The sequence below is a fragment of the Granulicella sp. dw_53 genome (assembly GCF_018449545.1).
GTDB lineage: Bacteria > Acidobacteriota > Terriglobia > Terriglobales > Acidobacteriaceae > Edaphobacter.
Window position 1 is genome coordinate 573432 of sequence record NZ_JAAVUR010000001.1, and the last position, 19462, is coordinate 592893.

At 55.4% G+C, this 19462-nt stretch carries 11 protein-coding genes; 7 read left to right on the forward strand and 4 right to left on the reverse strand.

Translation table 11 applies throughout. The annotated features are described in order from the left end of the window. Positions 1-7 precede the first annotated feature (7 nt). Together HB393_RS02465 and HB393_RS02470 are read left to right on the forward strand one after the other, a co-directional pair. Positions 8-2443, forward strand: a complete 2436-nt coding sequence (locus tag HB393_RS02465; RefSeq protein ID WP_213803542.1) for a DUF6519 domain-containing protein — start codon at positions 8-10, stop codon at positions 2441-2443. Between the two features lie 32 nt (positions 2444-2475). Next, the gene (locus HB393_RS02470; RefSeq protein ID WP_213803543.1) at positions 2476-3378 is read left to right on the forward strand and encodes a DUF6734 family protein; all 903 of its coding nucleotides are present in this window, start codon (positions 2476-2478) and stop codon (positions 3376-3378) included. Positions 3379-3394: 16 nt separating this feature from the next. Here HB393_RS02470 and HB393_RS02475 read toward each other — a convergent pair whose 3' ends face one another. Continuing rightward, the gene (locus HB393_RS02475) at positions 3395-6862 is read right to left on the reverse strand and encodes a TonB-dependent receptor (RefSeq protein WP_255550717.1); all 3468 of its coding nucleotides are present in this window, start codon (positions 6860-6862) and stop codon (positions 3395-3397) included. A 592-nt stretch (positions 6863-7454) separates the two neighbouring features. Here HB393_RS02475 and HB393_RS02480 point away from each other — a divergent pair. Next, on the forward strand, positions 7455-10655 hold the full coding sequence (locus HB393_RS02480) for a DUF5107 domain-containing protein (protein WP_213803544.1): 3201 nt from the start codon (positions 7455-7457) through the stop codon (positions 10653-10655). A gap of 197 nt (positions 10656-10852) precedes the next feature. Beyond that, entirely contained in the window at positions 10853-12388 is a 1536-nt protein-coding gene (locus HB393_RS02485) for an FAD-binding oxidoreductase (RefSeq protein WP_255550718.1), read from the forward strand. Positions 12389-12490: 102 nt separating this feature from the next. Here HB393_RS02485 and thiS read toward each other — a convergent pair whose 3' ends face one another. Continuing rightward, positions 12491-12727: a sulfur carrier protein ThiS gene (thiS, locus tag HB393_RS02490; RefSeq protein WP_213803546.1), complete on the reverse strand. Its 237-nt coding sequence runs from the start codon at positions 12725-12727 to the stop codon at positions 12491-12493. A 284-nt stretch (positions 12728-13011) separates the two neighbouring features. On the opposite strand from thiS, the gene HB393_RS02495 reads away from it, so the two are divergent. Further along, on the forward strand, positions 13012-13227 hold the full coding sequence (locus HB393_RS02495) for a hypothetical protein (protein WP_213803547.1): 216 nt from the start codon (positions 13012-13014) through the stop codon (positions 13225-13227). A 210-nt stretch (positions 13228-13437) separates the two neighbouring features. Here HB393_RS02495 and thiD read toward each other — a convergent pair whose 3' ends face one another. After that, entirely contained in the window at positions 13438-14250 is an 813-nt protein-coding gene (gene thiD, locus HB393_RS02500; protein ID WP_213803548.1) for a bifunctional hydroxymethylpyrimidine kinase/phosphomethylpyrimidine kinase, read from the reverse strand. Positions 14251-14499: 249 nt separating this feature from the next. On the opposite strand from thiD, the gene HB393_RS02505 reads away from it, so the two are divergent. After that, positions 14500-15060, forward strand: coding sequence for a septal ring lytic transglycosylase RlpA family protein (locus HB393_RS02505; protein ID WP_213803549.1), 561 nt, complete (start codon positions 14500-14502; stop codon positions 15058-15060). Positions 15061-15132: 72 nt separating this feature from the next. Then, complete coding sequence (gene pyrF, locus HB393_RS02510; protein WP_218623857.1) at positions 15133-15894, forward strand: orotidine-5'-phosphate decarboxylase; 762 nt, start codon at positions 15133-15135, stop codon at positions 15892-15894. A gap of 15 nt (positions 15895-15909) precedes the next feature. On the opposite strand, the gene dnaE is transcribed toward pyrF, so the two are convergent. Beyond that, a complete protein-coding gene (gene dnaE, locus HB393_RS02515; protein WP_213803550.1) occupies positions 15910-19461 on the reverse strand; it encodes a DNA polymerase III subunit alpha in 3552 nt (1183 codons plus the stop codon). Position 19462: the final 1 nt, after the last annotated feature.

Here is a 19462-nt window from a genome sequence, read left to right on the forward strand (position 1 = left end):
AAGTCTCATGAAAGGCGACTTCAGTCGTATTCGCTTCAATCCGAAAAAAAACTACACTGCCGTCCTTGAGCAGCAGGGCCGCGTCGCACTCGACGCCGACGCCAACGAACAGAGCGTTATCCTCGAACACATCCGTGACACCGAAGTCATCGACATGATAGGACCCTTCGGCGGTCCCATTCACGATGCAGGCTTCGCCATCTCCGCTTCTGGCAGCTCTATCTCTATCGGTGCGGGCCGATACTACGTTCATGGCATCCTCTGCGAAAGCCCGGCACCGATCGATTACAGCGCGCAGCCCTTTCTCCTGGGTCCTATGAACTCAGCATCCGATCTACTCAACCAACTCAGTAACGGTAAGGTCGCGTCGCTCCAGCTCTTTCTCGAGGTCTGGCAACGCTTAGTTACAAGTCTCGAAGATCCCTGTCTGCTAGAACCTGCGCTCGGACAGGCTGATACGACTGTCCGTCGCCAGACCGTCTGGCGTGTCGTAGCCTCCCTCGCTGCTCCGCAGACACAAGTCAGTTCCGCGATCGATGATCTTCTGAACCGGCCGGGGCTTCTCAAAGATATTAAACGCTTCGTTACGGTCGTCGATGAACGCGCTGTCCTTAACTCCGTCTCCCTCGCCGACAGAGCCACAGTTGACCTGCAGTCCAGCAAGACGACTCAAGCTGCGCTCGACTGCTGCGCCTCCATGACTCTTCCCGCGCAGACCAAGCCCAGCGGTCGTCTCACCGCACAGACGAATGACGGCGGCTCTGATTGCTCCTGCGAGCCTACCCCCTCCGCGGGCTTTCGCGGTTTGGAAAACCAGCTCTACCGCATCGAAATCCATCACGGCGGCACCGGATCCCAGGCCACCTTCAAGTGGTCGCGGGAGAACGGCTCCGTCGTCACAGCGGTCACCGACGTCTTCGGCTCCGACATAAAAGTCGATAGCCTCGGCCCCGATGCCAATCTTGGCTTCAGTCCGGGTCAATGGGTGGAACTCACGGACGACCTTGACCTATTCGGCATAGCTCCTAACCAGCCTGGAGATCTCTTCCAGATACAGAGCACTACTCCCGAGCGGCGCACCATCACCACTACCGCGCCCGCTTCAAAGGTCGATCGAACGAAAAACGCCCGTCTACGGCGATGGGATCAGAACGGTGCAACCCTCACCGCCACAGGAATTCCCCTTTCTCCTGGAACCTGGATCGGTCTGGAAAACGGTATCCAGATTCAATTCACTGAGGGCGACTACGCCTCCGGTGATTTCTGGCTCATCCCTGCCCGAACTGCCTCGGGCGCCATCGATTGGCCTCCATGCGGCTCCGATGATGCCGCCTTCCAGCAGCCGCATCGAACTCCCATCTATCGCGCTCCACTTGCCTGCATTCATTGGGACCCAAAATCGCAGCAGCCAGTCGTACAGGATTGCCGAAGCCTGTTCTCTCCGCTCACCGAACTGGTCAACACGCAATCCAAAGCTCTCCACGTAACGGCCATCGACTGGAACAACGACGACGTGATAACTCTCGATCAGCTCGCCGCAAGAGGTCTTACGATCACCCTCAATTCACCACCTACCAGCACTGTCGATCCATCTATCTTCAGCGTCGTCCTCGAAGCAGCTCTTGCCCGCGCCGACCAAGCTCGGAGTTTCGTCGGCGCGGGCGTGGGCTTTCAACCGACCGTTCTGCACAGTCTCACCGTCATCGACTCGCAGATCACAGTCAAGAGCAACCAGATCTTTTGGAATATCCCCTTCGCCAACGCACCCGCCATTCAGTGGGAGACACTCTTCTTCCTCGATGCTCTTTTGCTCCCCGGCGCTCCCTTCCGAGAGTTTGGGCGTATCCGAATCAAGCTCGCGGGACGCAACATCTTCGCTGGGAATGGCAGTGACCGGCTATACCTCGATGGCGCAGTCCTCGGTACTCCCGCCACCCGTACCGATGGAACTTCCCGCATGGACCTCCAACTCCCCTCCACTAACGACGAAAAGGCCAGCGACTTCGAAAGCTGGTTCTTCGTTGCTCCTACGCTCAACCTCACAAGCCTTACGATTAATAACCCCGCCGTCCAGGTCAATGTAACCGGCGGCAAAATCGCCCTCATACCACCGGGAGGCAAGACGCCTGTTACATTGCAGGCCACTCTTCAGGTCACCTACCCCGCCATTGCCGCGACTACGGTCGCTCTTACTCTTACCGGAGTGAGCGGAGTCGGCTCCATCGTCAACGTCCAGCCTTCTGTTGTGATCGGCCAGAATCAGTCGGCAGTCTCCTTTCCCATCAACGTCATCGCCAACCCTGGTTCCAGTGCCACCGGATTGGGGAATACTCTAACCTTCACTCTCACCGCCAGTCTCGTCTCCGCCGTCTCTCTTACGAGCAGTCAGGCAGCGAACTTCACCCTCACCGGCACACCTCCTCCCATTGAAATTCCTCGCTAACCTTACAGATCAGGACGAATGGAGATGCTTCAATGCGCGCTGTCTGGTCCTTCTGGAGTCACCCTTTCAATGCTTACAAAGGCAAGATATGGGCACGGCCTCTCCATCACATGCTCGCTTGGGGACTTTCCTTGCACACCGCTCGCCAGCATTATCCAGAGACAGTCCTTATCACCGATACTCCGGGTAAACGCCTTCTTGTCGATCAACTCGGTCTGTCCTTCACCGAGGTCAGCACGGAACTCGACCGCCTCCAGCACGTTGATATTGGCTGGTGGGCTCTCGGCAAACTGGTTGCATATAACCTTCAGGACCGTCCCTTCCTGCACATCGACTCAGACGTCTTCTTGTGGAAACGCCTTCCGCAGCATCTGGAGGTGGCCCCGGTCGTAGCCCAGTCGCCCGAACACTTTCACACGATTCATGATGCCTTCGGTCCGCGAGAGATCGAACAGGTATTCTCGGCGAACGATCTTCAGCTCCCTACCGAATGGGAGTGGATGCGATCCCGCGATCCGGAGCGCTTCCGTGAAGAAAACTGCGGTATTCTCGGAGGCTGCGATATACCGTTCCTCCGCTACTACTCGGGGCTCGCCATCGACCTCGCCACCAATCCCGCCCATCGCCCCACCTGGAATCTCTTTGCAGAAAAAGAATGTTTCACCATGCTCATCGAGCAGTTCTCGCTTGCAGCCTGCATCGACTTCCATCGCTTTCATCCCACCTCACCCTTCCGGGGAGTAGGTATTCAATATCTCTTTCCGACCTTTGAAGATTCGCTTGATTCAAACCAGGCCGCACGCGTTGGATTCACACATCTACTCGGCGGCTCCAAGAGCCACTCAGGCGTCGGACAGCGTATCGAAGCGCGCATGCGTCGCGACGATCCAGCTTACTTCCAACGTTGCGAATCGCTGCTCCAACGTATGATCTGACGACAGCAAATCAATCTCAAAATTGATAGACAGCAGAAAACTGAAACTGCCGCGGCGCAGAAAGTGCACTGGTGATTACACCATAGGTGCTGCTACCTACACGGGAACGTGGAGCAGCCAGACTTACCATGTTAAATGCATTGAAAGCATCTACACGAAACTTGATGACCTGTTCTCCTTTTGTACGAAATGCCTTGAAGAGCGATAGATCTATATTCCTGGATCCCGGAGCACGTTCTGTATTGTTCTGACTATTTCCGAATTGATTGAACGAGGTCAGACCAAAGGCACACGCCGCTCCCAGGCTATTTACTTTAGAGCCAGCGGTTGTGCATGGTACCGCCGAAGCATCGGTCCCAAACCAGTGAGCTGGAGATCGATTGATAAGCCTCGGCTTGAAGTATTGGTTGACCCTGCTCACACCGTTATAGTTAAAACTATCCGCGGCAGTATTCAAATTGTCGTTCGAATTCTGATAGATATTAATTGGAAACCCACTGGCAAACAGCGCATTCGCGGCGAGTTCCCAACCGCCTAGCGCCTCGTCTGTAACCCAATTCCAACTCCCGCCAAATCTCTTCCCACGGCCTATAGGGAGGTTGTAGACCACTGTTCCACTAAAGTTGTTGGGCACATCGAAGTTGGACCGTCCGTAATCCGCGCGAGGATCGTATGCATTTTGCCAAAAAGAATAACCTCCGATCACTCCGTTAACACCAAAGAAACCGCCGGGACTATTTGTCATCGACTTCGACCATGTGTAGTTGAACGTAAATTCCAGTCCATTGGTCTCCTGTTGATGGAGAGTAGTCTGCAACGCGTGATACTTCTCATTTCCTCGTGAGGTAGTCTCTACAATCTGACTGTTTCCACCGACCAATGAATAATAAGGCGCAACCAAGGCTACGCATCCAGATCCACTGGTATCCCCCGGACAGGAAGCGGGTACAGGAGCGATGTACTGATTGATGAGCACGGGAACCGCCAAATGCTGTCCGAGCTCTCCTACGTAACTCATCTGCGCAGTGGTTTTACTGGCGACCATAAACTGCGCTGTAAGATTGAATTGCTGAACCGACGAGGAGCGAAAGTTAGGATCCCAGACATCATATTGTGTTCCGTTGCCGGGAGTAGGAGTAGCCGACGCGAATCCATTCTCTACCCGCAAAGGTCCTCCGCCACTGGTCGGCGAGGGAGTCGTGGCGTTACTGGTAAATGAAGTGAGGAACGGCGCATTTTGCGTCATACGAAGACCATTTCCAGTCCCCTCCATCGCATTGGTGATGCTATAGCCTCCGCGCAGAACCGCACGGGGGTCCACTTGCAACGCGAATCCGACTCGAGGCATAACTTGTCCATAGTACGGATTCACGAGAGCGCGACTGTTGCCGTCCTTTCCAGCGAATCTCAGGAGCGAGGCAATCGGGGTGGTCACTGGCGCGAAGTAAGCTTTCTGCAAATCGACGCTGACCATCTTGTCATTGACCTCGTAATTCGGCTGATCGTAGGCGTATCGCAGACCAATATTTAAAGTCAGATTGGGAAGTATCTTCCAGTCATCCTGAACATAGACCGCATCGCGCCATTGCCGTTGTCCGAATGGGCCGCTCTGTCCACTCACAGAGGCACTCTGGGCAGCATTCAATTCAAAGTCCGCGTACCCGTCTCCACCCGATGCGCCACCATTTGGAGAGGTGTAGGCTCCTGTATAGCTGAAACCTCCCAACAGTCCACCTAGGTTGCTGGGGTTGAAGTAATTTTGTTGGTAGCGAACAAGTTGCACACCGCCTTTCGTGATGTGGTGGCCGTGCACCCAAGTGAGGCTGTCCCCATAACTGAAGTTATTGTCTACAGCGATCTGCCCAGCGGAGTTGAGCACGCCAAAGGTGCTGTTATCCGAATTACCAATGCTCATGAGGCTAAATCCAACAATAGGCTGACTTGCAAAAGGAATTCCGACCGTTGCATTGCCGTTCCTTCCAAAGAGGCCACTAGGATCCGTCACGTTCCCAACGCTTTGAACCACCCGTGAATATCCAACCCGAACTTCATTCACGATAGATGGAGAAAAGGTATGGATCCAATCGACGACGCCCATATAGAAAGGATAGTCATTCTTCATGGGGAAGTTGATAGGCAGCGGTACCTGTGTCTGCTCGTCATGAGCGTCCCCATAGGAACCTTTGACCATCAAGGTGTCGCTGTGGTTGATGGTGTAGTCGATACGCCCATCAACCTGATTGTTCACATTTCGAGAGGCTACAAATCCGAGATAGTTCCTTTGTGTCACCGTATTCGCAAGAGGGGCATGGTTGGGTAATGGGAGGGCGGCGGGATGAGCAAACAGATATCTGGCCACCGGGTTGTTGATAGCTGGCAGACGATTGTTTGGGTACGGCGTCGCGGCTCCAGTTCCGTTCGACGTGTTATAGAGCTGGATTCCTTCAATACTTAATAATTCGCTGAAATCTCCTGCACGTTCCAATGCATCAGGCACGCTTGAAAGAGATTCACTTGGAGGAATGTTGTATCGCAGCCCTTCATAATCAGCAAAGAAGAATAGTTTGTCCTTGAAGATAGGACCACCGATAGACCCTCCAAACTGGTTCTGTGTAAATCTTCCCTTCGCAACTCCGCTGTAATTATTACCCCAACTGTTGGCACTTAGATCTTGGTTCTTAAAGTACTCGAATGCGTTGCCATGGAAACGGTTGGTTCCGCTCTTGGTAACCATAATGACTTCGCCACCATTTACGTTTCCATACTCAGCATCTGCATTGCCGGTGATAATACGCATCTCCTGAAGCGAGTAAGGGGAAGGGTTATATCCGCTCGTATTGGCGATCGTCTCATTGATCTCGATACCGTCCAAGACAAAGTTGTTTCCCTGTTTTCGATTGCCACTGAAGGAAGGAACTCCATCTTGAGAGGTGTTGCGGTACGAGCCTTCCAGCCCGCCCATTGAAGCGGCTGTGGGATTGACCGCGCCTGGCACAAACATGGCGGCATAGGTGACGTTCAATCCATTCAAGGGCATGCTCTCCAGGGTATTAGAACTGATGCTTGTTCCAAGTGTGGCATTTTCCGTATTGAGAATGGGACTTACGTTGGCTGCTACCTCAACCGTACTCTCTGCGGATCCAATCTGCAGTTGTAGATCAACTTTGGCGATCTGATCGATTTGAAGCACAAACGGGCCTGCGGACGTAGACCCGAATCCTGGTGCAGTGATAGTAACGGTGTAATTGCCAATAGTGAGAAAGGAAACGCTGTAGAGTCCCGCCCGCCCAGTCGTTGTGGACGTGACGACCTCAGTATCAACGTTTTTGATAGCAACCTTCGCGCCGAAGACTACTGCTCCGGTGGGATCTGTTACCACACCTCGTACCGAACCGGTCACCGTCTGCGCTTGGACCAAACCAAGTCCGAGAACCAACACGACACAGCAGATACTGAACATTGCCAGCATTCGTTGCTTTTTCATGGAACCTCCTAAAACTCTGCGGGCCGTCCCTGAACTTTTGTGCAACGAACTGCTCGGCTGTCGATCTTTGTTTACAAAACTAATCTCTCAATTGCTCGAATTAAGGAAAGAACGAAAAACGATCCCATTGATTTTGCAATCGATCTAGGGAGAGACCCTTTCATGCACCCTTTATTAGGCATCTACCAAAGGCGGTAATATGAGTGGCGCTCAAAGTATCAAAATAATGTCTAAGAAGCAAACAATAAGATAGTCTTCGCAAATAAAGTAGCGGATCTATCGTGTGATTTATCGGGATAAGCTACACCAGGTCTTGAGAAGGGAGTATCCATCGGTCTGATATCTCGTGAAGTTTTCATACGGCATCTGCGGCTGTAGATAGAACAAACGCCGTTGAACTACTTTGATGAGAAAAGTTCTGCACGAGTCAGGTCCTACTAACGCTGGAAACGGCTATCACATCCTAACTGCAGGGCTTTAAAGTCCTACAGTTAGTTAACCGCTGAGCGACATGAGTTTATGGATGCACAAGCGATATTGAACAAAGCTGACATCGCTCCAGCCGAAGACAGCTTTGGACGAAACGAGATCTATGAAAATTGTGCTCTGGATATTGCTCGCTGGCGTCCTTTCCCTCACCGAACGTTCGCTCAACGCCCAAGCAAAGGCCTGGCAGGGAACGCTCACGCTGCCTACTTATGAAGAAGGCCATCCCGATCCAAATCCCCCCTTTGATACCTATGCCAACACCGAGTTCAATTACCCTTACACCCTCAGAACGAATCTATCCGGGGAGAAGGAAGAACATGTCTGGCGTGCGCTCTTCCTCGAAAATGAATATCTAAAATGCACGGTACTGCCGGATCTCGGTGGGCATCTTTATACCTGCATCGACAAGATCAACGGACGCTCGATGTTCTATGCGAACTCTTCGATAAAGAAGGCGGAGATTGGGCATCGCGGCGCGTGGGCGGCCTTCGGCGTGGAATATAACTTTCCCGTCTCCCACAATTGGGCGTCGTTGTCACCAATCGACTTCGCCTATACGACCCACTCAGATGGAAGTGCATCTATAACGATCGGTAACATCGATCGCCCCTATGGAATGCAGTGGAACGTGGAGCTGATTCTGAGACCCCGCTCCACATTGATCGAAGAGCGCGTCACGCTCTACAACCGCAGCGACGTTCGCCACCGCTTTTATTGGTGGGACAACGCCGGCGTGCAGGTGTGGGACGATTCACGGATCGAATACCCGATGAGGTTCGCTGCCTCACACGGCTTCACCGACGTCTATCCGTGGCCGGTGCTTCGAGCGGGCGGAAAAGATTTAAGCTTCGTAGGAAATCACACCGATGGGCCCGTATCTTACTTTTCGCATGGCAGCCATGAAACCTTCATGGGAGTCTGGCATCCGAAGAGCAACGCCGGAGTAGCTCAGTTTTCGGAATATCGGGATCTTCCTGCGAAGAAGATCTGGTCGTGGGGATCGGATACGGACGGACTCGCATGGCGTACGGCTCTCTCCGACGACCAGAGCGCCTATGTCGAGGTGCAGGCTGGACTCTTTCGCAACCAGGAGACCTATGCGTTTCTGGACCCCGGGCAGACGATCCGGTTTAGCGAGTACTGGATGCCAGTACGCGGGACAGAGGGCATCTCGCGGGCGAACAAAGCCGGTGTGGTGCGATTGGCAGCACATGACTCGTCGGTATCAGCCGTCTTGAACGTAAACGAGCGAGTTCCAGGAGCTCGATTATCTTTTACTCAAAATGGGCAGACGCTGTGGAGCGGCGTTCTAGATCTCTCCCCTGAGACTACATGGTCGCATTCGGTCTCGACCAAAGATCATGCAGCAAAAGTGACCTTTGAGCTGAAAGACCACGAGGGCAGATCTTTATTGAGGCAGACCGATGGTGAATACGATTGGGATCCGGAGCCGACGATCAAAACGGGGCCTCAGGAGAGCTACCATGCTCCTGCACCTGCCGCGCGATCGGAAGACGATTGGCTACAGGTCGGCACGGACCAGGAGCTGAATGGAAAGGTCTTACTCGCAAGTGCAACCTACCATAGAGCGCTGGAGATATATCCCAAAAGCCTCTCGCTTCAGGTGGCGACAGGAAGACTTGCGGCATCGCTCCAGCATTATCCGGAGGCCGCACAACTGCTTCGTGCCGCACAAAAAAAGGACACTCCCAACTCGGTGTTGGCATACTACCTGGGAGTCGCAGAAGAAGGACTAGGCTATCGTAGAGAGGCAGAAGCGGCTTACGACATCGCTTATCGCCAGGCCCTTATGCGAGCTCCGGCAGCGAGGAAGCTCGGAGAGTTAAAAGCCCAACAGGGACAGCTTCAGACAGCCTATATCCTTCTCAAAGAGGCCGTCGAAGCCGCACCGAACGACTTACTCGCACAGGAGGAGATGGAAGCCGTCACACGCGCTCTGGGAAACGCCGCAGAGGCAGACAGGCTGGCTCAGCTTGGCCTTGCGGCAAACCCGACGAGCGACCTCTGGAAGCTAGAGATCGGCGCTCCGGACTTACAACATCTAGCCGCCGATCCGTATCGCGTGCTTCGAGTTGCAACGGAGTATATGCGACTTGGCCTCTACCAGAAGGCGTTGTCGATCCTGAACCAAACCTATCCGGCCGTCCCGGCGGATCAGAGTGAGCCTGGCTCTGTCTTACCGCAGAGTCATCCTCTGGTCCATTACTACGCTGCCTACTGCAGAGAAAAACTTGGCGCCGATGCCCGTCAGGGTTGGAAGACGGCTGCGCAGCTTTCGCCGAACCTGGTCTTCCCTTCCACGGAGACAGACCGGTTGGTACTGGAAAACGCACTGCTTGCGAACAATAAGGACGCGACGGCTCACTACCTGCTTGGCACGCTACTCTTTTCCAAGGGCTTGTACGATGTGGGAATTCAGCATTGGACCGAGGCAAAACAGCTCGCTCCTCATCTGCCCATCGTCGATCTGGATCTCGGCAAAGCCTGGCTTCAAATCAAAGGGAATACTCAACTCGCACTCCCCTCTTTTCTTGAGGGTGTCCAGAACGATCCGGACAACGCCGAGATCTATACCGGCTTGGATCAAGCGATGAGTCTAACCCGCGTCGGTGCAAAGGAGCGCGCCGCTGCGCTCTCTCGTTATCCTCTGACCGATGCGCCACAATCGAAGATGCCGGCAAACCTCGTCTACCAACTTGCCTTGACACGAGCGGAGGCGGGGCAATATGAGCAGGCGTTATCGCTCTTCAAGGATCGATTCTTTCCAAGGGAAGAGGGTGGCATCACCTCGGGACAAGTTCTCTTCGAGATTAAGTTGATGCAATCTGAAGCAAGTTCCAAATCAGGGGAATGCATTCAGGCAGAGTCTCTCTTGGCAGGGTCAGAGCCGAACGGTTCATCTCAAACGTACTTCAGGTTGGCTCAGATCGCGCGAACCTGCGGCAAGCCTCAGGAATCAGAAATGCTCTATAAGAAAGCCGCGGCCAATAAACACTTCTCTAACCTCGTCTGGGCAATCAAAGCGGAACAAGCCTTGGGAACAGACGATGCGGACCGCTCTGCAACCGAGCTCAAAAGCAGTCTCGCCACCGTTGAACCTGCAACGGAGATCAACGATTACTCAGGCGCACGATGGTACGCCATCGGAATGATACAAACCGCTCTCCATCAAGCGGCAGAGGCTGAAAGATCGTTCAAAAACTCCCTTCTGCTCCCAGATACTTTCATGTCCCACCATCTCTCACGGGTAGCACTGGCTGCCTTGCCTCTTCAGCAGAGGTAGCAGACCAAACAGCATACGGCAGGTGTGCTGGGAAGGTTGAGATGTCACTCGAATGAGACGATCCACATCTTCCCCGTGGAAGATCACAGAGACACGCGATATCCTATCGGCAGTTCACCGCATTGGCGTTCATGACCCTGGGTCTGGCAGCGCTGTTTTGTCATCTGCTTCATCCACCCTGCATTCATGGAGATCCATTGCCAGCCAGCTCTGTCACGATTGATCGTAAAGACCCACGGTTTGACACATTAAAGACAGGCCACAATCTACGGTTCCCTGCCAACGACGCGGAGGCGGCCAGCCGTATTCTAATCTGCAGCAACACCGCAGAGACGGCCGAGGCGCTGCAACGCATCGTATCCTCCGGGATTCGCCCGACCGTGCGCAGTGGAGGCCACTGCTACGAAGACTTCGTCTCCAACAACCCGAACGGCGCCATCATCGATCTGTCGTTGCATAATACGGTCGATGCCGGTCCCACGGGCAGTCCATTCCGCATCGCTCCCGGGGCCTCGCTCGGGGAGGTCTACCAGGTCCTCTACAAACGCGCCGGTGTCACCATTCCCGCTGGAACCTGCGCCACCGTAGGCGCGGGAGGTCATATATCGGGCGGAGGCTATGGCCTGCTCTCACGCCTGCACGGTTTGACCGTGGATTGGATCACCGGCATCGACATCCTTACTGTCGACTCAAAGGGAAAGGTCATCGAGCGCAGGGTAGACAAGCTGCATGATCCCGATCTATTTCGTGCCTGCCGGGGAGCTGGCGGTGGGAACTTCGGCATCATCACGAACTTTCTGTTCGATAAGCTTCCCACTGCTCCTCGCGAGGTAGCGGAGGCCACACTTACCTTTCCCTGGGCGACCATGACCGAGGAGAAGTTCATCAAGCTCCTCGCACTTTTCGGCGACTATTGGGAGGGACGCGCCAAAGATCCCGATACCTGGGGGCTCTCAGTGGTGATGGTCATGGGGCCAAACAATAACCCCAACGGCCGCATCGGCATGCATGTGCAGTTTTGTAATCCCGACGGCACGGCCTCGAATCTCTCTGTGTTGCAGGAGTTTTTCCAACGCTTCGCCGAGTTTGACTCTACGCAGAGCGGCCCTTCGGCACCAGGCTCCACAACCTCAACGCAGAGGACCACCCCTGCAGGTTCTCCCAACGATCCATATCAAATCGTTCGCCGTCCGTGGCTGGAAGCTACGCTGGCCGGCGGAGGCTCGGGCGGAGGCATTCGCGCCAAATACAAATCCGCCTACATGAAGAAGACCTTCACCTCAGCCGAGTCCTCCGCCATATACAAGTACCTGACTTCGCCCCAGATCGATTCACACGGCTCCGTCCTCGCTATCGACGGGTACGGCGGTGCGACCAACATTTCGGACCGGGCACACGACACAGCCATGCCCCAACGTTCCTCCATCATGAAGCTCCAGTGGCAGTGCTACTGGAGAGATCCGGAGCAGGACGCAGGCCGACTGAAGTTTATGGATGATTTCTTTACCGCGGTCTACACCGGCTCTCACGTCTCATCCGATCACCAGGGCACACCCTATGGGGAACGATACGAAGGCTGCTACATGAACTACCCCGATGCAGATATGCTCCGATACAGTTATTGGCCTCAGCTCTACTACGGAGCGGGAGACCTTTACCCTCTGCTTCAACGCGTCAAGAAGCAATACGACCCAAACAACATCTTTCACAGCTCCATGAGTGTGCGCGCCTGAGAGCATGTTGGACAAACGTCGCGAAGTGACACGATCTTGGCCTTGATTGAAACGACAGTGGCATCTTCCTCGCAAACTTCGCGGTAAGATGCCATGCAACCACTATCTAGCTCGCGGATCGACAGCTCCGCCACCGACGAAGTGGACAACTTCAAGGCGGTCCCCCCCATCCAGCACGGTTTCGGTCCAGGAGGTTCGCGGTGCGATATTCCCATTGTGCTCAACGGCCACGCGGTCGCCTTTGAGTCCCAGCTCAACAATAATTTGCTCTAAAGTGACGGGCTGAGAGAGCGACTCAAAGAGGCGGGGTTGACCATTCACAACTAGATTGATCGGCATGCAACGTTAAGCCTAGCAGGTTGAGATTGAAATAGCCTCTCTCTGGAGAGCCTGCACTTAAATTATTCGACAACAAAGAGTTAGCGCTAATTACGCTACAGTCGATGGAGACATCGTTAGCCTCCTCGATCGAGTCACAGAAGACATGCGCCAGGTTTTGCCGCACCATTACCCGGTGGCCGCCTTTAAAATCAGTTGTGAGGCCGGCCAGAGCGCTCAGACAAGGGTGCCTCCAGCCGAATCCGCGGAACGGCAAAGCGGCCGGAGATCCAGAGGCGTAGGCGATGCATCGGACTGGTAACCTCTCTACATTCGCTAAAGACCTCGCGGCTGAGTTGCATAAGCAACTGAACAGCCTCCGAATCGGCGAGTGTAGCGGGCTGGTCGACCAGGAACATACGGGAGTCCACGAGGTATTCCACAGCATGACCCAGTACCTCAAGGGCATGACCCTGCTCTCGGTTCGCGCGTCGGCGTACCGGACTAGCAATCGGGACTAGGTAGTAACTAGTCGGTAATAGGTGTAGGTCGGCACATCGGGCCGTCAGCGATTGTTGGGTGGGAATAGCTGAACTTGACATCGGGAAGCCTCCATCTCTCCTATCGGCAGTTGAGAGCGCAGCATAAGGCCCGACCGTCCGGAACTTAGCCTGAGAGATGGCGAAAGTTACCTTTGGTTTCTTACAGACGAACAATTTTAAGGGAAGAATTCAGCGAAGGGAACGAAAATCCACTGGCCAAAGATGATTGAGTGGACCACGTCCCATTCCTCGAGGCGTCGCGGTTCGAATGGCCTCGGAGACATACTGTTTCGCCGCGAGTGCGGCAGCATAAGGTTCATCTCCCAATACGAGGCGGCTCAACAGCGCACTCGACAGAGCGCAGCCCGTTCCGTGGGTCGACCTCGAAGCGATGTACTCGCCAGGCAGCCAGACCGGCTCGGCTTCGACCGCGAAGAGCAGATCGTCGGGCGGAGTAAGGTGCCCTCCGGTGGCCAGAACGTTCAGAGCAGCACCCAAGCGTTGCAAGACCTGCGCAGCGTTCGGCACCTCAGCCTTGGTCACGACGGAAAGACCGCTTAGGAAACCAAGCTCGTCAATATTGGGTGTAATCCAATCAACCAGGGGAAGAAGACGGGTGCGAACAAGCTCGACGCCTTCCGGCTCCAGCAACTCCCTCCCAGAGCTCGAACGCAGGACTGGATCGAGAACGATAGGAATATGAGGAAGATGACTGCGCAGCTCTTCGACAAACTCGATCACCGCCATCGTCGCCGCGGCACTCCCCAGCATCCCTATCTTGATCCCGGCAGGCGGCAGGTCCTCAGCGAGACATCGCAGCGTGGCGAGCAGGACATCGGGCGCAATGGGATGCGTCGAACGTACCCCTTGAGTCGACTGCACAGTGAGTGAGGTGATAGCGGAGGTGCCGAAGAGACCATGCGCGGCGAAGACCATGAGGTCCGCAGTGACTCCGGCGCCGGAGGAGGGATCGAAGCCGGCGATCGTCAAAACGGTCTGCATGGAGGGGTCGGAGGGGCTAAAACGCACTTTTTACGATAAATGTTAAAAAAAGGAAAATCGGGTCGAAAGATCCCAGGAGAGGGTGATTTGGAATGGAAAACGATAAATTCACGCCAATTCCCGACCCGCACTCTATAGAGAATCTATACCATTAAGCAACCGGACTGGCAAGTAATTTTAGACGATAACTCCATTCCAATGTTTGACTTAGCCCTTTTGAGCCGAGACAATAGGAGCTGGAGAGTGCCTATGAGAACACAACCTATCCTGATCAAAGGGCGGAGGACGCGAGGACTGAAGCGCGGAGTCGCAGCCGGAATGTTGATCCTGACCATGAGTGTTGCTGGGGCTACAAGCGATGCCGACTGCCAGCCAGTCGCGCAAGGCGCCCAGCAGACGGATGCCTCCGCCGCAAAGACCCCTGCCCCATCCCGCGTGGCCAAGACACTGCGCTGGTTCCAGGTCGGACAAGCCTCCTGGTACGGACTGAAGTTCCAGGGGAAGAAGACAGCGAACGGTGAATCGTTCGACATGAACAGCCTGACCTGCGCCCACCGCAGCCTCCCCCTCGGAAGCTGGGTGCGAGTGACGAACCTCAAGAATCGCCGTTCGATCTTCGTCCGCGTCAACGATCGCGGACCAGTCCCCGAGAACCGTGTCGTCGATCTGTCACTGGCTGCCGCCAGGGCGGTCGGATTGGCCGGAGTCGGCAAAGTGAAGCTCGAGCCTGTACGTGGCGGAGATCCGCAACTGGCGCGTGATCTGGTAGCGCAACTTCATATGCCCATGCCTGTAATGGCCGGTCAATAGATCATCCTTCCGTACCGTTGTAAGGGTCTTACGGGATAAACTGGCTCTGTGAAGCCTCCCGTGAAGGAAGATTTGAGTCAAGTCCTACCCGTCCCCTCTGAATCGGACGGAGCCATCGCATCCGGCCCGTCCGAACAGGAACAGTTAATAGTAGCGTTGGACTTCCCCACCGCAACCGAAGCACTGGCCCTGGTTGATCGCCTGGAAAACTCCTGCCGTTGGCTCAAGGTAGGGTTGGAACTCTACTATGCTGCTGGGAACGGTCTGGTCGAGACGCTCCGCAAGCGGGGTTTTGAAGTTTTTCTCGACCTAAAGCTCCATGACATCCCCAATACAGTCGCGGGAGCAGTGCGAACCGTCTCGGCCACAGGGGCCTCCCTTCTGACCATCCACGCCGGGGGCGGAGCAGCGATGATGGCGGCCGCAGCCCACGCAGCCGATGCTCCCGGCGCTCCTAAATTACTGGCAGTAACAGTCTTGACGAGCATGGACTCCACTGAGCTTGCAGGAGTAGGCGTAACAGCCAACCCCCAGGAGCAGGTACTCCGCCTCGCAAAACTGGCACGGCAGTCAGGGATCAACGGCATGGTGTGCTCGGCGGAAGAGGTGCAGACGCTTCGTACTGCTCTGGGCAGCGAAGTCACTCTCGTGACGCCGGGAATTCGAGCAACGGGAGAAGCCGCAGGCGATCAACGCCGCGTAGCAACGGCGACCGAGGCGATCTCCAGGGGAGCTTCGATGCTCGTAGTCGGACGACCTATTACGCGGGCAACCGACCCTGCCGCCGCAGCCCGAAACATTCTGGCAGAGATTCGCAAGGCTCGATCCCTATAGAATCCTGGTCAATCCTTAGTCCATAACCCGCACGCCACCACGGCCGACAAGCTCTTCAATCTGATCGATAAAAAGCCGATCGGCGGCAACCTGAACTCCGTGAGGCTCGAGCACCGCGCAGAACTCCCCCGGCTCCTCCAAGTCGAGCAACAACCTGCCCTTCCCCGGCGCGCCAAGCAAAATAGCGTGCAGCTTCTCCAGCAGCGCCTCGTCCGGATTATGCAGCGGGACCTTGATGCGAAGAGAGTCAGGCAGCTTCAGCTTTACATCCTCAAGGGCCTGGATGCTAGAGATGGCGAGCTTCGGAGCCGAATCCTCTTCCCCCCGCAGCACCCCCTTGACCAGCACAGGCACATCAATCTTCAGCTTCTCGGCAAGCTTCTCATAAGACTGAGGGAAGGCAATCAGCTCGATCTTGCCAACGGTATCTTCAAGAGAAGCCTGCGCATAGAGTTCGCCGGATCGTTTAGACTTGGCGACCTTCAGACCAGTAATAACCCCCGCGATTGCAATCTCATTCTGCGGCTCTTCGTTCCGGCCCCGGCGAAACACCTGTGGCTCCGGCTTCATCTCACAGGCAGTCGCCGTATCAACGACCTTCATATTTCGCAGCTTTTCTCGGTACTTGTCCATAGGATGGCCGGAGACGAAGAACCCCAGCACCTCCTTTTCGTTTTGCAGGCGGGTATGCTCATCCCACTCTGGCACGCTGGGCAACTTGGCTTCGGAGTCAGTGCGGTCGGCGGCGTTACCCAGGTCGGCGTCGAAGATACCGAAGAGACCGTGTTGGCCGGCGGCATTATCTCGTTGCGACTTCTGCGCCTGCTCCATCGCCTTGTCGAGGGCAGCGATAACCTGCGCCCGTCCGCCGAAGCCGTCCATGGCCCCGGACTTGATCAGCGACTCGATAACCCGCTTGTTGAGCAGGCGCAGGTCGACCTTCTCGCAAAACTCCCATAGCGTATTGAAGCCCGGCTTCCCTGCTGCAATCAGCTCATTGCGTGCGGCGATAATGGATTCGATGGCGTTATGGCCGACGTTCTTGATGGCCGCCAGACCGAAGCCGATGGCGTCCCCCTTCTCGGTTTGGATAGGGGTGAAGTTCGCGTAGGAGAGCTGAACGTTGGGCGGCACAACGGGGATGTTCATCTCACGGCACTCGGAGATGTACTTGACGACGTTCTCGGGCTTTGAGGTTTCGCTGGTCAGCAGCGCAGCCATGAACTCGATGGGGTAATGGGTCTTCAGATAGGCGGTGTGATAGGCGAGAAGCGCATAGGCAGCGGAGTGAGACTTGTTAAAACCGTACTCAGCGAACTTCGCCATCAGGTCGAAGATGTTTCCAGCCACGGCCTTGGGATGCTTGTTCTCGGCAGCGCCCTCCATAAACTTAATCTTCTGCTTGGCCATCTCGGCCGCGTCTTTTTTACCCATGGCGCGGCGGAGCATGTCGGCTTGACTGAGAGTGAAGCCGGCGAGCCGGTTTGAGATCTGCATCACCTGCTCCTGGTAGAGCATGACGCCAAGGGTCTCGGAGAGGATGGATTCAAGTTCCGGAAGCTCGTATTCAACGGCGCGGCGTCCCCACTTGCGCTCGATGAATTCATCGATCATGCCGCCCTGGATGGGTCCGGGGCGGTAGAGGGCGTTCAGGGCGGTGAGGTCTTCGACGGTGTTGGGCTTGTAACGGCGAAGGACATCGCGCATGCCTCCCGATTCGAACTGGAAGACGCCGGAGGTAAGGGCCTTGTGGAAGACCTGCTCGTAGGTCTTTGTGTCGTCGAGTGGAATGGTGGCCATGTCGAGCTTGAGGCCCTTGGTCTGCTGGATGAGCTTGAGGCAGTCGTCGATGACCGTAAGGGTCGTCAACCCAAGGAAGTCCATCTTGAGCAGACCCATCTTCTCGATGGCGCCCATATCGTAGGACGTGACGATCGAATCATCTTTAGTACGCGTGACAGGGACGAGTTCCGTCAAGGGTTTAGGGGCGATTACGACGCCAGCCGCGTGAACACCCGCACCGCGAATGAGACCTTCAAGACGAAGCGCAGCGTCAATCAATTCCTTGATCTTTGGATCGGCCTCATAAGCAGCGGTGAGTGGTCCCTTATCCTGCAACACCTTATCGATAGTGATCCCGATCGTTGCTGGAATCATCTTGGCGATGCGGTCGACCTCGCCATAGGGCATATCGAGAGCGCGTCCGACGTCCTTGATCGCGGCCTTCGCGGCCATGGTGTTGAAGGTAATGATCTGCGCGACCTGATCGTTGCCGTACTTGCGCTTGACGTACTCGATCACCTCACCGCGACGGTTCATGCAGAAGTCGATATCAATATCCGGCATAGAGATACGTTCAGGGTTTAGGAAGCGCTCAAAGAGCAGCTCGTTCTGCAGCGGATCGACGTCCGTAATCTCCATGCAGTACGCGACCAGCGATCCAGCAGCCGAACCACGGCCAGGGCCGACAGGGATATTCTGCTCTCGCGCGTATCGGATAAAGTCCCAGACAATCATGAAATAGCCGGGAAACTTCATGTCCTTGATGATGCCGATCTCGCGGTCCAGACGGGCATGATAGTCGGCGATGGTCTTGCGTAGCAAGCCCCGGGAGCGCAAATGAGCAACCGAGGTCTCCAACCGTTTCTGAAGTCCATCCCGGCAGACCTTCTCGAAGTAAGTAAAGAGCGTCTCGCCCTCGGGAACAATAAAGTCAGGAAACGGATTGTCGACCTTGGAGAGCTTCAGGTTGCAGCGATCGACGAACTGCATCGTGCGGCTGCAGACCTCGGGATTCTCGCTGAAGGTCCGGTACATCTCGTCAGCGGACTTGATGTAGAACTCCTGCGTGTCGAACTTGAAGCGTTTCGGATCGTTCATGCTGCCGGCCGTCTGAACGCAAAGCAGGATCTCGTGAGCTCGAGAGTCATCGGAAGCTACATAGTGGCTGTCGTTGGTAGCGATGATCGGGATGTTCAACTCCCGCTCCATCTTGAAGAGCGCCTCGCATACTGGCTTGTCGGGCTCCAGGCCGTGATCCTGGACCTCCAGGAAGAAATTACCCTTGCCGAACATCTCTTCGTACAGACCAGCAGTCTGCTTCGCCTCGTCGTACTTCCCCGCCATCAGGTGCTGGTTGACCTCACCTGCAAGACAGCCGGAGAAACCGATCAAGCCTTCCGTATGCCGGGAGAGGAAGTCCTTGGAGACGCGCGGCTTTCCATAAAACCCATGCAGCGCCGCCTCGCTAGTAAGGCGGACCAGGTTCCTGTAGCCAGCCTCATTCTCCGCAAGAACCAGAAAATGGTTGTACTTGTCGCCCGCCCCCGGCGCACGGTGATCCTCGTTCTTGCAGATGTAAAGCTCACAGCCGAGGATGGGCTTGAGGTTCTTCTTCTTCATGGCGTCGAAGAAGTGAACGGCTCCGTAAATATTGCCATGGTCGGTCATGGCTGCGGCGGTCTGCCCGAGGTTGGTCAGATGGGCCGCTAGTTTGTCGACGTCACAGGCGCCGTCCAGAAGAGAGTAGTCAGTGTGGAGGTGGAGGTGGGTAAACTCTGCTGCCATA